Raw genomic sequence first — 13,142 nt, 5'->3', positions numbered from 1 at the left:
GTTGACGATGACCGGCCCGCGTGCGGCCGGCCCGCTCAGTCGGGTGCGGCCACGCCCAGGCGCTGCTGGAGCAGGCGGCTGCTGGTCGTGTATTGCAGCGGGCCGCGTTCGTGGGGGCGCAGCCGGTCGGCGATGTCGAAGGCGGCGAGGGTCGCTTCGTGAAAGCCGCAGACGATGAGCTTCTTTTTGCCGGGGTACTGGTTGATGTCGCCCACGGCGTACACCCCGTCGGCGCTGGTGCGCAGGGTCGCGGGGTCCACCGGCAGCAGCTTGCGCTCCATGGCCAGGCCCCAGTCGGTGATGGGGCCGAGTTTGGGCGACAGGCCCAGACGCACCAGCAGGCGGTCCATGGCCAGCGTGTCGGTGGTCCCGTCCGGGCGGGCAAGCTGCAGGCCGCGCAGCCGGCCGCCGTCCTGCAGCAGCGCCACGGGTTGCCCGATCTCGGCCACGATTCGGCCAGCGGCGCGCTGCTCCCGCAGCGCGGCCAGCGCGTCGGGCTCGGCGTCGAACACATCGCGGCGGTGCACCAGCGTCACCGGCGGACCGGCGCGCGCGGCCAGATCCAGCGCGGCGGTGACCGCATCGGCATCGCCCCCGAGCACGGCGCAGTGCAGACCGTCCCAGTCACCGGGCGCCGGGAGGTGGTAACGCAGGTCCCGGCCGACCATGGCCTCGACACCGTCGAGCTTGAGCGCACGGGGTTCAAATGCGCCGACACCGCCAGCGATGATCACACTGGCGGCGTCCCAGGCCTGGCCGTCGCGCGTGGTAACACGCCAGCGACCGTCGTGGGAGACGAGGCTGGTGACGGTATGGCCGAGATGGAAACCCGGCTTGAAAGGGCTGACTTGTTGCAGCAGGCGCTGCGTCAGTTCACGACCGGTGCATCGGGGCAGGCCCGGGATGTCGTACAGCGGCTTGTCGGGATACAGCGCCTGCGGCTGGCCGCCCGGCTCGGGCAGCGCATCCACCACCTGGCAGGCGATGCCGTGAAGCCCGAGCTGAAAGACCTGCCACAGGCCAACCGGGCCGGCCCCGATGACCAGCGCGTCGGTCGGGATCGGGGCCGCCGCCATGGCGCTCAACGCACCAGCTGGTCGAGCTTGCCGGTTTTGTCTTTCCAGTCGTCCGCGTCGGGCAGGGGCGCCTTGCGCTTGGTGATGGGCTTCCAGCTGCTGAGTTTGGCCAGCTCGGCGTTGAGCTCGGTCATATGCAGCTGGTCCTTGGGAAGGTCTTCTTCGGCGTAGATCGCGCTCACCGGGCATTCGGGGATGCAGACCGCGCAGTCGATGCACTCGTCCGGGTCGATGGTCAGGAAGTTCGGGCCTTCGCGGAAGCAGTCCACGGGGCAGACATCGACGCAGTCGGTGTATTTGCAGCGGATGCAGGCTTCGGTGACAACGTGGGTCATGGTGTGAGGGGGTGCGGGCGGTGAATCCCGCGATTTTAGGGTTTGTGCGGACGTCTTCGGGTCATCGCACCAGAGCGGCCCCGGCGGTTCGATGGGTAGCGGTGTCCACCAGCACCAGGGCGCCGAGCGATCGTGCCTGGGCAAAGGGGAGCACCACGAGGGGCTCCTGCAGGGCCAGCTCGACATGGCCTATCGCGTTGGCTGGCAGGGCGGTCGCATCGCGCTCCTCCAGGGTGTGAATGTCGAGCTGGTGCACCACGCGCTTGACCTTGGCCTTCACCCAGCGGTGTCCGTGCAAGGCCCAATACACGCGACCGGGCACCAGCGGCTCATCGTCAAGCCAGGCCACCGTGGCGTCCAGCTCGCGGCGACCTTCCAGCGCGTCGCCGGCGTCGTCGGCCAGCAGCCAATCACCGCGCGACACATCGACCTCGCGGTCAAGCACGATGCCCGCGCTCTGGCCGGCCACGCCGTCGCCACGGCGGCGTACCGCGTCCAGCACCTGCGCCACCACGGCGGTCGCCCCGCCCGGCGCCACCCGCACGCGCTGCCCCGGTGCCACGCGCCCGCTGGCCACACGGCCCCAGAACACGCGCCGGCCCTGCGAGGTGTCGGCCGATCCGCTGAACTTCTCCACCCATTGCACCGGCAGGCCAAAGGGCAGGGCGGTGTCCGCCGGGGTCACCGGCAACCGCTCCAGGATCGCCAGCAGGGTGGGTCCGTCGTAGCCGCACCAGCCGGTCTGCTCAGGTCCATCCACCACGTTCCAGCCTTTGAGCGCCGAGACCGGCACCGTGGCCTTGACCGCAATGTCGGCCTGTTGGGCGAACGCCAAGAGGGCTGCACTGATGTGGCGGAAGGCCATGGCGCTGTCGTCCACGGCGTCGAGCTTGTTGACCGCAAAAATCACCGAAGGCACGCGCAGCAGCCGCAGCAGCAGGCTGTGGCGACGCGTCTGCGGCAGCAGCGGCAGCGCGGGGTCGCGCCAGTTGAGCTTGGTGGCGTCCACGAGCACGACGGCCGCGTCGGCGCTGCTGGCCGCCGTGACCATGTTGCGGGTGTACTGCTCGTGGCCCGGGGCGTCACCGATGATGAACTTGCGGGTTTCGGTGCTGAAGTAGCGGTAGGCCACGTCGATGGTGATGCCTTGCTCGCGCTCGGCCGACAGGCCATCGGTCAGCAGGGCCAGATCGGTCTGGCCCTGGCGCTGCACGCCGGCCAGGTGGTCCTGCAGCACGGCCTTGCTGTCAACCAGCAGGCGCCCGATCAAGGTGCTCTTGCCGTCGTCGACGCTGCCGCAAGTGATCAGGCGCAGCGCGCTGCGGGTGTTTTGTGAGAGGGCATCGACAGGCTCAGCCCGAACGGTGGTGGTGGTGTTCATGAGAAATCGCTGAGTGAGGTGTCTGCATCCAGTGGCGCCACGGATCCGGCTCTGCCGGTCCGTCGGCGCTGCCCTCCAGTGGGGGGGGGGGAGACGCTCCGCAGGCGCGGCGCGGGGGGGCGTCAAAAGTACCCGTCTTTCTTGCGCTTCTCCATGGACGCGTCGCTGGTTTTGTCGTCCATGCGCGTGGCGCCCCGCTCGCTGACCTCGGCCGCCAGCGTCTCGATGACGATGTCCTGTGGCGTGGCCGCGGTGCTCTCCACCGGGCAGGTGCAGGTGATGTCGCCCACGGTGCGGAAGCGCACGTCGCGCAGTTCAACCTTTTCGCCGGCGCGCGGCGGGGTCAGTTCGGTCACCGGCACCAGCAGGCCGCGGCGGTCCACCACCGGGCGGCGGTGGGTGTAGTAGATCGAGGGCAGGCCGACGTTTTCGCGGGCGATGTACTGCCACACGTCGAGTTCGGTCCAATTGCTGATCGGGAACACGCGGAAGTGTTCGCCGGGCTGCAGGCGGGTGTTGAACAGCGTCCACAACTCCGGGCGCTGGTCTTTGGGCTGCCACTGGCCGAAGCTGTCACGGTGGGAAAAGATGCGCTCTTTGGCGCGGGCCTTTTCCTCGTCGCGGCGGGCGCCCCCGATCAGGGCGTCGAAGCGGAATTCCTCGATCGCTTCCAGCAGCGTGACCGACTGGTGCACGTTGCGGCTTTCGCCCGGATGGGCGAGGCGCACGGTGCCGCGCGCCATCGAGTCTTCCACGCTGCGCACGATCAGTTCCGCGCCCAGTTCACGCGCCCGCTGGTCCCGGAAATCGGTCACCTCGGGAAAGTTGTGGCCGGTGTCGATCATCAGCAGCGGGTAAGGCAGGCGGCCGATGCCAAAGGCCTTTTCCGCGCACTTGAGCATGACCAGCGAATCCTTGCCGCCGGAGAACAGCAGCGCGGGACGCTCGAAGGCCGCGGCCACTTCGCGCAGGATGAAGATGGTTTCTTCCTCCAGCGCGTCGAGGTGGGCGTTGCTGAGGTGGTGGGGCTGGTCCAGCGCGGCTTGCAGCGCGGCGCTGTCGGTGCGTGCGTTCATGCGGCACTCCGTTCGAGGGAAGACACGAGGGGCGTCACGCCCGCGGCGGCATCGGTGGGTTGCACGTGCAGCCCGCACTCCTTGGCGCTCTCCTGCTCCCACCACCAGCGACCGGCGCGGAAGTCTTCGCCGACGCTGATGGCGCGGGTGCAGGGTTCACAGCCAATGCTGGGGAAGAAGCGGTCGTGCAGGGCGTTGTAGGGCAGCTGGTGTTGTGCGATGAAATGCCACACGTCGCCCCAGGTCCAGTCCACCAGGGGGCTGATCTTGGCGCGCTGCGGCTCCTGCACCACCTCGGCCACCTCGGCGCGCGCGTGGGACTGCTCGCGGCGCAGGCCGGTGATCCAGCCGTCGTGGCCGTCCAGGGCGCGCGCCAGCGGCTCCATCTTGCGCAGATCGCAGCAGGCTTTGCGCAGCTCGATGCTGCGGTACATGGCGTCGTCACCATGGGTGCGCACGAAGTGAACCACGGCCTCCTGGACCGGACGAAACACCCGCACGGCACGGCCGTAGCGCGCTTCGATCGCGGGGATCAGCGCGAGCGTTTCCGCGTGCAGCTTGCCGGTTTCCAGCACGAACACGCTGGCGTCAATGCCGGCGAGATGGATCAGGTGGGTGACCACCATGTCTTCGGCGCCCAGGCTGGAGGCCTGCGTGAGGCGGGGCAGTCGCGCGGCCTGTTCGCGCAACAGCGCGACCGCGCGCGCAACTTTGGCGTCAAAGTCCGCACCGGGGCGGTTGTAGAGGTCGATGGCGCTCATGCGGTCACCTCCCGGGAGCGGGAGACGAAGCGCGGGGCGGGCTGCACCGCGTCGCCCTGGTAGAACGCCGGCGCGCTGGCCAGGAGGCGTTCGGCGTGTGCCAGCGACTGGTCGTCGCGCAACACGGCGTCGGTGAAGCCGCTGCGCTGCATCTGCACCAGCTGGTCCACCAGCACGTCGCCGGTGGCGCGGATGATCCCGGTGAAACCCAGGCGGCGGCGCAGCAGGAAGGCCTGGCTGAAGGCGCGGCCGTCGGTGAATTTGGGAAAGTGCAGTTCCACGGCGTCGATGCCGCGCAGGTCGGCCTCGCGCGGGTCGGCGTCGTTGGGCAGGGCGACGCGGCGTTCGGGGCTTTCCGGCGCGGTGAACTGGTCGGCCCGGTGCAGCCGCAGGGTCGGTTCGGTCATGGCGGGCTCCTCAGGCGGTTTCGGTGGGGCGGGCGGTCGCGGTGCGCTGGGCGTTGGCCGCGGCCTTGAACGGATCGGCGCCGACACGGCGCAGCGTGGCGAGGAAGGTTTCCCCTCCCTCGCGCTGGGCGCGGTAGGTGTCGAGCAGGGCCTCAATGACGTCGGCCACCTCGCTGGCGGCGAACGAGGGGCCGATCACCTTGCCCGGCTGCGGCTCGCCGGACAGCGCGGAGCCATCGGAGCCGCCGAGCGTGACCTGGTACCACTCCTGCCCGTCCTTGTCGACGCCCAGGATGCCGATGTGGCCGCTGTGGTGGTGGCCGCAGCTGTTGATGCAGCCGCTCATGTGCAGGTCGATCTCGCCGATGTCGTGCAGTTCGTCGAGGTCGGTGTAGCGCGCGAGCACCGCCTGGGCAATCGGCAGCGAGCGGGCGTTGGCGAGGTCGCAGAAGTCGCCGCCGGGGCAGGCGATCATGTCGGTGAGCAGGCCGATGTTGGGCTTGGCCAGACCCAGGCGCCGGGCTTCGCGCCACAGCTCGGGCAACTGGTCGCAACGCACCCAGGGCAGCAGCAGGTTCTGGTCGTGGGTGACGCGGGCCTCGCCGCCGGAGAAGCGGTCCGCCAGGTCGGCGGCGCGCTCCAGCTGGTCGGCGGTCGCATCGCCGGGGGCCTGGCCGAGGCGCTTGAAGGAGAGCGTCACCGCGCGCAGGTCGGGGTTGCGGTGCGGATGGACGTTGCGCGTGATCCAGCGGCCGAACTCCACATCGTCCTCGGCCGCGGCCTTGAGGATGTGGGCGATCTTGGCGTCGGCGCTCTGGCGGTCGCAGGCCAGCGCCGGCGGCTCGAAACAGGCGCTCACGCGGGCAAGCTCGGCGTCGGTGATGGTGTGGGGGGCGCCATCGCGCTCGACGATGTCGCGGTATTCGGCTTCGACCGCGTCGGTGAAGGCCTGGCCCTCGGCTTTCACCAGGATCTTGATGCGGGCCTTGTACAGGTTGTCGCGGCGGCCGAAGCGGTTGTAGGCGCGCACCACCGCCTCGAGGTAGTTCAACAGCTGGTTCCACGGCAGGAACGGGCGGATCACGGCGCCGATCAGGGGCGTGCGGCCCATGCCGCCGCCCACGCGGACCTCAAACCCGAGGGCGCCCGCGTCGTCGCGCACGAGGCGCAGGCCGACATCGTGCCAGGCGGTGGCGGCACGGTCCTCGCGGGCGCCGGTGATGGCGACCTTGAACTTGCGCGGCAGGAACGCGAATTCGGGGTGCAGCGTGCTCCATTGGCGCAGGATTTCGGCGAACGGCCGCGGATCGGCGACCTCGTCGACCGCAATGCCGGCCAGCGCGTCGGTGGTGATGTTGCGGATGCAGTTGCCGCTGGTCTGGATGCCGTGCAGGTTGACGCTGGCCAGCAGGTCCATGACGTCGGCCGCGCGGTGGATCGGAATCCAGTTGAACTGGACGTTTTGCCGCGTGGTGAAGTGCGCGGTGCGGTCGGGCAGGCTGGGCACGTCGCTCAAGCCGGCATTGGCCTGGCTCGTGTCGTGGTCCTCCTTGTGGTCGAAGTCGCGGGCGACCACGGCGAGCGCGCGCAGCTGGGCACTGCTGATCTCGCCGTAAGGCACGGCCACGCGCAGCATCGGCGCGAAGCGCTGGATGTACCAGCCGTTCTGCAGGCGCAGCGGCTTGAAGGCGTCGGCGCTGAGCTCGCCGGCCTGCCAGCGGGTCAGCTGGTCACGGAACTGGTGGGCGCGCCACTGCACGAAGTGGCGGTCGAAATCGGTGTACTGGTACATGGCAGGTTCAGCGAAAAAAGGGGGGGCTCAGGCGGCGATGAGCTTCAGACCGGCGTAGGCCAGCAACATCGAGAGCAGGGATCGGACGAGCCGCTCGGGCGTGTGGCGCATCAGGCGGGCGCCGAGCCAGATGCCCGGCAGCGAGCCGCACAGCAGCAGGCCGAGCAGGCGCCAGTCGACCGAGCCCAGGCTCGCATGGCCCAGACCGGCGACCAGGGTGAGCGGCACCGCGTAGGCGATGTCGGCGGCCACGATGCGCGGCAGGGGCAGCAGCGGGAAAAGCAGCAGCAACACCGACACGCCGATGGCACCGGCGCCCACCGAGGTGAGCGTGACCAGCGCGCCGATCACCGCGCCGAACAGGACCGGCAGCGCCGGATGGCGGGCGCGGCTGGCCTCGGCCAGGTCGCCCTGGGCCAGGTGGCGCGGCAGCTGCCGGCCGCGCACCGCCTTGTACAGCATGGCCGCGGCGGTCAGCAGCAGTGCCACGCCCAGCGTGCCGGTCATGACCGATTGCACCGCCGGCGAAGCGGGCCCCACGCGGTGCAGCATCAGCAGGGTGATCGCCGCTGCCGGCAGGCTGCCGGCGCTCAGCTGGGCCACCACGCGCCAAGGGACGAGGCGCTGCCGGGCCAGGGTCAGGGTGCCGCCGGCCTTGGTCACGGCGGCGAACAGCAGGTCGGTGCCCACGGCCAGGTAAGGCTTCACCCCAAAGAAAAAGATCAGGATGGGCGTCATCAGCGACCCACCGCCCACGCCGGTGAGGCCGACGATCAGGCCCACGGCAAAGCCGGCCAGGATGAGCGGGAAATCGGGCATGGCCGCGACTGTAGGCGGCACCTTTTATATCGCGAACGATTTTTTTCTCATGCTGCTATATCTCATGAGGCATATAAAGAGCCGCCGGACCCCGCCCACGGATGCGCCCCGCCGGCGTGCCGAAAGCCACGGCCCCGCCATGAAATGCCCGGGCCGCCGCCCGGCAGCCGTCGTGAGTGCGCTTACCATTGCGCCCCATGCAACAGACGGTGATTGGTGTGAGCGTGGTGGGCTTTTCCGACGTGGAAAGGCACGCGCTGAACACGATCTTCCGGCTGTCTCAGGAGCGCGACCTGACCTACGCCCCCTGGATGCCCCTGAGCGCCCCCGGCGTGACGCCCCCGCTGGGCGAGGCCCCGGTGCTGCTGGTGGACGGCGACAGTGCCGAGGCGGTGATGGTGCAGGTGCGCGAGACGCTGCCGCCCGGCCAGCGCCTGATCTGGATCGGCGACGACCCGCCCCACCACGCCTGGCGTGTGCAGCAACGCCCGATTGACTGGGCCGCCTTGCTGCAGGACCTGGACGCGGTGTTCGCCGCCCACCGGGTCGACTCCGGCCTGCTGGATCTGGACATCACCGAACCCGCCCCCTTGGGCCCCGGCCTCGACCTGGACCTCAGCGGCGCCATCGTCGTGGCGCGCCGGGCGCTGGTGGTGGGCGCCTCGGCCGATGAGGCGGTGTATCTCAAGACCCGGCTGGCCCTGGCGGCTGTGCCGGCCATGGACGTGGCACACGACATGGCGACCGCCCACGCCCTGATCACGGACCATCAGTACTGCTGCGGCATCTTCAACCTCGACGCGGCCGGCCTCGACAGCTGGGGGCTCATCGGGCATTTCGTGCGCAGCCAACCGCAGGCGCTCACGCTGGCGGTGAGCGAACTGGCGGGCCCGCTGGGCGGCTGGTGGCGACGGCGACGGCTGCGGCGCGACGCGGCGCGCCACGGCATCGGCGCCTTGTTGCCGCGCCCGCTGCAGCCGCCCGAGGTGTCGCGCTGGCTCGACCTGCTTTGAACAGACGCGGTGGGCGCGCCGGGTGACGGCGCGGCCTCAGCCCGCGCGGCGCCGTGCGCGCCACGCAAACCGCGCCGGGTCCAGTGCCCGCCACAGGTCCTGCGGTGCCTGCACCGGCTCGCCATCGATGGCCTCGGCCAGCCGCTGGCCGCACCACGCCGCCAGCGACAGTCCCCGCGAGCCGAGCGCGGTCAGGAGGTACAAGCCCCGTGCGCGGGGCCACGCGTCCAGCGGCGCGCGGGGGTCGCCGGCCGCCAAGGCCGGCGCGGCACCCACCAAGGGCAGTCGGTCCAGCGAGGCGCAGCGCACCTGGGCCCAGCCCGCCACACCTCCGGCGGCCCAGGTGAGGTCGAAGGCCGCGGCCGCGCGGGCGTCGATGGCCTGCAGGCGCTCGCGGTTGAGGGCGTGGTCGCTGTCCCGGACCGCGGTATTGGTGGCGCCCCGCTCGAAGGTCGACCCCACGCTCCACAGACCGGCGGGCCAGGCCGGCAGCCCGGCGTCCCGGTACGCCGGCACGAAGACCCCATCGCGGCGCTGGGGGCGATCGGCGGTCGGCGCATCGGCGTGGGCCGCGTCGCCCAGGCTCATCTGGCCCCGCACGGGGCGCAGCGGCAGCGCGGCGGCCTTCAGCAGGTCGCGGCTGCCCAGCGCCGCCGCCACGACGGCGACGGGGGCCGAGACCAGCGGCTCGCCCTGGGGGCCGCGGGCGGTCCACCCGCCGGCGTCGTGGTGCGTCAATTCGCTCACGAGCTGGCCCCAGCGGGCCTCCAGGCGGCCCAGGGCCGTGGCTTCGGCCAGCCACGCGCGAACGAGCGCGCCCGGGCGGACCAGAGCGGCCTCGTGTCGTCCGGGGTCGTGGTCGAGGTTGTCGACCTCGGTCGGGCACCAGCCGTGACCGGGCGCTACCAGACGCTGCAGCTCGGCACGGGTCAGCGGGACGCCCAGCGCGGTCAGGCGCGACAGCGGCGTGGGCGATCGGGTGTGGTGGGGGCTGAGCATGCCCACCGGCAGGGCGGATGCCGCGGCGGCCGGCCCGCTGGCGGCGTCGAGCAGCGTGACCCGCCAGCCGCGCCGGGCCAGGGCATGGGCCACCGCGGCCCCCGCCAGGCCAGCGCCAATCACCAGGGCGTGGCGCCCGGAGGAGGGCGTGGCGCTCACGCGCTGCGCTCGGGCCTCAGCCCTGCGTCGGCGGCACGTAGCCGGCCGCTGCGTCCGCGCCTTCGCCGAAAAAGTGCTTTTCCATCTGCCGCGCCAGGTACTGGCGGGCCCGGGCGTCGGCCAGGTTCAGCCGGTTTTCATTGAGCAGCATCGTCTGGTGCTTCAGCCAGGCCGCCCAGGCCTCCTTGCTGACGTTTTCCCAGATCTTCTTGCCCAGTTCGCCCGGGTAGGGCGGGAAATCCAGGCCTTCGGCCTCGCGGCCCAGTTTGATGCAGTGAACGGTGCGTGCCATGGGGGTTCTCGTGGTTCTTGCGGGCGCGTTGAAGGGGACTTTTATATGGCCTGATTTATATCGGCCCAAAGAAAAGTGTTGTTCCCGGAATGAGGTGTTGTCGGCATGATGCGCGGCTTCGCCGCTGGCGCGGCGTGGGCCACCCACGCAGACTGGAACGCCCGGGACTGTACCAAGCCTCGGACGCCCCGGGCAGCGTCAGGGTCGCGCTGGGGGCCGGCAGCGGCCCCGGCGCGGCGGCTTTTTACAATAGCGGATTGCTTTCGCAGGACCCTTCATGAGTGCATTTCTCGAAGAGCGCGTGCTCAGCGTTCACCACTGGACCGATCGGCTCTTCAGCTTCACCACCACGCGCGACACCTCGCTGCGTTTTTCCAACGGCCACTTCACCATGATCGGCCTGCGCGTGGACGGCAAGCCGCTGCTGCGCGCCTACTCCATCGTCAGCCCGAACTGGGCCGAGCACCTCGAGTTCCTGAGCATCAAGGTGCAAGACGGCCCGCTCACCTCGCGCCTGCAGCACATCCAGGTCGGCGACACGATCATCGTCGGCAAGAAACCCACCGGCACGCTGCTGATCGACTACCTGCTGCCGGCCAAGCGCCTCTACCTGCTGGGCACCGGCACCGGGCTGGCGCCTTTCATGAGCATCATCCGCGACCCGGAAACCTACGAGCGATTCGAGCAGGTGGTGCTGATCCACGGTGTGCGGCAGGTCAAGGAGCTGGCCTACCGCGACCTGATCAGCGAACAGCTCAAGCAGGACGAGTTTCTGGGCGAGCTCGTGCGCCAGAAGCTGCTGTATTACCCGACCGTCACCCGCGAACCGTTCGTGCACCAGGGCCGGATTCCGCAGCTGCTGGCCGATGGCGTGATCGCCAAAGACCTCGGCGTGCCGCCGCTGAACCCGGCGGAGGACCGCGTGATGATCTGCGGCAGCCCCGAGATGCTGCGCGACCTCAAGGCCCTGTGCGAGAAGCTCGGCTTCAAGGAGGGCAACACCACCACGCCGGGCGACTTTGTCATTGAACGCGCGTTCGTCAGCTGACTCCAAGCCCATCATGAACGCTGTGACCACCTGGTTGAGTGACCGTCCCCGGGCCGTGCTGGCCCTGATCGCCGCCGCCAGCGTGGCGCTGCTGGCTTTTGGCATGGTGCTGCAGCACGTGGTCGGCCTGGAGCCATGCCCGATGTGCATCGTGCAGCGTTATGCGCTGATCCTGGTGGCGGTGCTCGCCGGTCTGGGGGCGGCGCTCGCGGGAGCCCGTGCTCGCGCGGTGGTGGTCGGCGCGCTGGGCCTGTTCGCGGGATTTGGCGCCTTCACCGCGGCGCGGCAGAGCTGGCTGCAGTGGTACCCGCCGGAAATCCTGACCTGCGGCCGCGACTTCTTCGGCATGATCGAGGCCTTTCCGCTCGGCCGCGCGATCCCCATGATCTTCCGCGGCAGCGGCGATTGCTCCAAGGTCGACTGGAGCTTCCTCGGCCTGACGATTGCGAACTGGTCGTTCCTGTGGTTCGTGGCCTTCACGCTGCTGGCGATCAGTCTTCTGCTGACCCGTCGCAAGACCTGAGGGGTCCTGTCGCGAGGCACCGTGGAACCGGCTTCGCCGGGCCGCCGGTGGCGCCCCCGGAGGGGGTAGCGCGAAGCGCGGCGGGGGTGCTTCAGAGTTTCTTGACCAGGACCTGGCTGCGGCGGTCCCAGTTGTACTTGCGCTTGCGCGCCTCGGGCAACCAGTCGGCGCTGACCTGCACGAACCCCCGCTTGATGAACCAGTGCATGGTGCGCGTGGTGAGCACGAAAATGCTCTGCAGGCCCTGGGCCTTGGCGCGCGCCTCGATGCGCTTGAGCAGCCGCTCGCCGTCACCCTGGCCCTGCGACTGGGGCGACACGGTGAGCGCCGCCATTTCGCCGGTGCGCTCGTCGGGGTACGGGTACAGCGCGGCGCAGCCGAAGATCACGCCGTCGTGCTCGATGATGGTGTAGTAGCCGGCGTCGCGCTCGATCTCGGTGCGGTCGCGTTTGACCAGCGTGCCATCCTTTTCGTAGGGCTCGATCAGCGCCACGATGCCGCTGACGTCGTCGCTGGTGGCTTCGCGCACGCTTTCCAGCTTTTCGTCCACGACCATGGTGCCGATGCCATCGTGGGTATAGATCTCCAGCAGCAAGGCCCCGTCCACCGAGAAGGGCAGGATGTGGCTGCGCTCGACGCCACCCTCGCACGCGCGGATGCAGTGCTGCAGGTAGAAGCCGGTGTCGGTGGGCTGCTCGGCCTTGGGCAGCGAGACCAGCAGACGCCGGGCGTCGGCCAGCGGCAGTTCGGTGTCGATGTCGCTGTTCGGATCGGCGGCGTCGACGCGGATGCCAGGCACCTCGGTCAGGAACATCAGCTTCTCCGCCTGCAGCGCCACCGCCACCGAGGTGGCCACGTCTTCCATGGTGAGGTTGAAGGCTTCGCCAGTGGGTGAAAAGCCGAAAGGCGACAGCAGCACCAGCGCGCCCATGTCGAGGGTGCGCTGGATACCGTCGGTGTCGACCTTGCGCACCAGCCCGGAGTGCATGAAGTCCACGCCGTCGATGAGACCGACCGGGCGCGCCGAGATGAAGTTGCCGGAAATGACGCGCACCGTGGCCCCCGCCATGGGGGTGTTGGGCAGGCCCTGGCTGAAGGCCGCCTCGATCTCGTAGCGCAACTGACCGGCCGCCTCCTGGGCGCAGTCCAGCGCCACCGGGTCGGTGATGCGCATGCCGTGCGAGTAGCGCGCTTCGTGGCCCTTCAGACGCAGCTGTTCGTTCACCTGCGGCCGGAAGCCGTGCACCAGCACGATCTTGGCGCCCATGCTCTGGATCAGCGCCAGGTCCTGCACGATCAGGGGCAGCTTGCCGGCGGCGATGGCCTCACCCGCGATGCCCACCACCAGCGTGTCGCCCCGGTGCTTGTGGATGTAGGGCGCCACCGAGCGGAACCACGGCACAAAGGTGAAATTGAAAACGTTGGACATGGGCGGGGGCGAAATCGGCGCCGAGTACGGCA

Annotated in this window: 14 protein-coding genes; 3 read left to right on the top strand and 11 right to left on the bottom strand. The window is 69.8% G+C overall.

The genetic code is table 11. The annotated features are described in order from the left end of the window. Window positions 1-35: 35 nt before the first annotated feature. From AC2D80_RS06630 to AC2D80_RS06595, 8 genes are all read right to left on the bottom strand, one after another. A complete protein-coding gene (locus tag AC2D80_RS06630) occupies window positions 36-1,076 on the bottom strand; it encodes an NAD(P)/FAD-dependent oxidoreductase (RefSeq protein ID WP_484632182.1) in 1,041 nt (346 codons plus the stop codon). 5 nt (window positions 1,077-1,081) lie between these two features. Beyond that, window positions 1,082-1,411, bottom strand: a complete 330-nt coding sequence (fdxA, locus tag AC2D80_RS06625) for a ferredoxin FdxA (RefSeq protein WP_484632181.1) — start codon at window positions 1,409-1,411, stop codon at window positions 1,082-1,084. Between the two features lie 61 nt (window positions 1,412-1,472). Beyond that, window positions 1,473-2,792 (bottom strand): sulfate adenylyltransferase subunit 1, encoded by a 1,320-nt coding sequence (locus tag AC2D80_RS06620; RefSeq protein WP_484632180.1) that lies wholly within the window; start codon window positions 2,790-2,792, stop codon window positions 1,473-1,475. 122 nt (window positions 2,793-2,914) lie between these two features. Then, window positions 2,915-3,868 carry a sulfate adenylyltransferase subunit CysD gene (gene cysD / locus AC2D80_RS06615; RefSeq protein ID WP_484632179.1) on the bottom strand — a complete coding sequence of 318 codons (954 nt, stop codon included), beginning with the start codon at window positions 3,866-3,868 and terminating at the stop codon, window positions 2,915-2,917. Continuing rightward, complete coding sequence (locus AC2D80_RS06610; protein ID WP_484632178.1) at window positions 3,865-4,629, bottom strand: phosphoadenylyl-sulfate reductase; 765 nt, start codon at window positions 4,627-4,629, stop codon at window positions 3,865-3,867. The genes cysD and AC2D80_RS06610 overlap by 4 nt, the downstream gene beginning before the upstream one ends. Then, window positions 4,626-5,036 (bottom strand): DUF934 domain-containing protein, encoded by a 411-nt coding sequence (locus tag AC2D80_RS06605; protein ID WP_484632177.1) that lies wholly within the window; start codon window positions 5,034-5,036, stop codon window positions 4,626-4,628. The genes AC2D80_RS06610 and AC2D80_RS06605 overlap by 4 nt, the downstream gene beginning before the upstream one ends. A gap of 10 nt (window positions 5,037-5,046) precedes the next feature. Next, on the bottom strand, window positions 5,047-6,828 hold the full coding sequence (locus tag AC2D80_RS06600) for a nitrite/sulfite reductase (protein WP_484632176.1): 1,782 nt from the start codon (window positions 6,826-6,828) through the stop codon (window positions 5,047-5,049). 27 nt (window positions 6,829-6,855) lie between these two features. Next, window positions 6,856-7,647, bottom strand: a complete 792-nt coding sequence (locus AC2D80_RS06595; RefSeq protein WP_484632175.1) for a sulfite exporter TauE/SafE family protein — start codon at window positions 7,645-7,647, stop codon at window positions 6,856-6,858. 197 nt (window positions 7,648-7,844) lie between these two features. On the opposite strand from AC2D80_RS06595, the gene AC2D80_RS06590 reads away from it, so the two are divergent. Beyond that, window positions 7,845-8,660 (top strand): hypothetical protein, encoded by an 816-nt coding sequence (locus AC2D80_RS06590; protein ID WP_484632174.1) that lies wholly within the window; start codon window positions 7,845-7,847, stop codon window positions 8,658-8,660. Window positions 8,661-8,696: 36 nt separating this feature from the next. Here AC2D80_RS06590 and AC2D80_RS06585 read toward each other — a convergent pair whose 3' ends face one another. Both AC2D80_RS06585 and AC2D80_RS06580 read right to left on the bottom strand, forming a co-directional pair. Next, window positions 8,697-9,818, bottom strand: a complete 1,122-nt coding sequence (locus tag AC2D80_RS06585; RefSeq protein WP_484632173.1) for an FAD-dependent oxidoreductase — start codon at window positions 9,816-9,818, stop codon at window positions 8,697-8,699. 16 nt (window positions 9,819-9,834) lie between these two features. Then, window positions 9,835-10,110 carry an oxidative damage protection protein gene (locus tag AC2D80_RS06580; protein ID WP_484632172.1) on the bottom strand — a complete coding sequence of 92 codons (276 nt, stop codon included), beginning with the start codon at window positions 10,108-10,110 and terminating at the stop codon, window positions 9,835-9,837. Window positions 10,111-10,387: 277 nt separating this feature from the next. Between AC2D80_RS06580 and AC2D80_RS06575 the strand changes: the two genes are divergently transcribed. Both AC2D80_RS06575 and AC2D80_RS06570 read left to right on the top strand, forming a co-directional pair. Continuing rightward, a complete protein-coding gene (locus tag AC2D80_RS06575; protein WP_484632171.1) occupies window positions 10,388-11,158 on the top strand; it encodes a ferredoxin--NADP reductase in 771 nt (256 codons plus the stop codon). Window positions 11,159-11,171: 13 nt separating this feature from the next. Next, complete coding sequence (locus AC2D80_RS06570) at window positions 11,172-11,681, top strand: disulfide bond formation protein B (protein ID WP_484632170.1); 510 nt, start codon at window positions 11,172-11,174, stop codon at window positions 11,679-11,681. A 91-nt stretch (window positions 11,682-11,772) separates the two neighbouring features. Here the strand turns inward: AC2D80_RS06570 and argA are convergent, their stop codons facing one another. Beyond that, window positions 11,773-13,110, bottom strand: coding sequence for an amino-acid N-acetyltransferase (gene argA / locus AC2D80_RS06565; protein WP_484632169.1), 1,338 nt, complete (start codon window positions 13,108-13,110; stop codon window positions 11,773-11,775). Window positions 13,111-13,142: the final 32 nt, after the last annotated feature.

Source organism: Hydrogenophaga sp. T66 (genome assembly GCF_057219855.1).
Note: the sequence above shows the minus strand (reverse complement) of the source record. Positions and strands in the feature narration are given on the sequence as shown.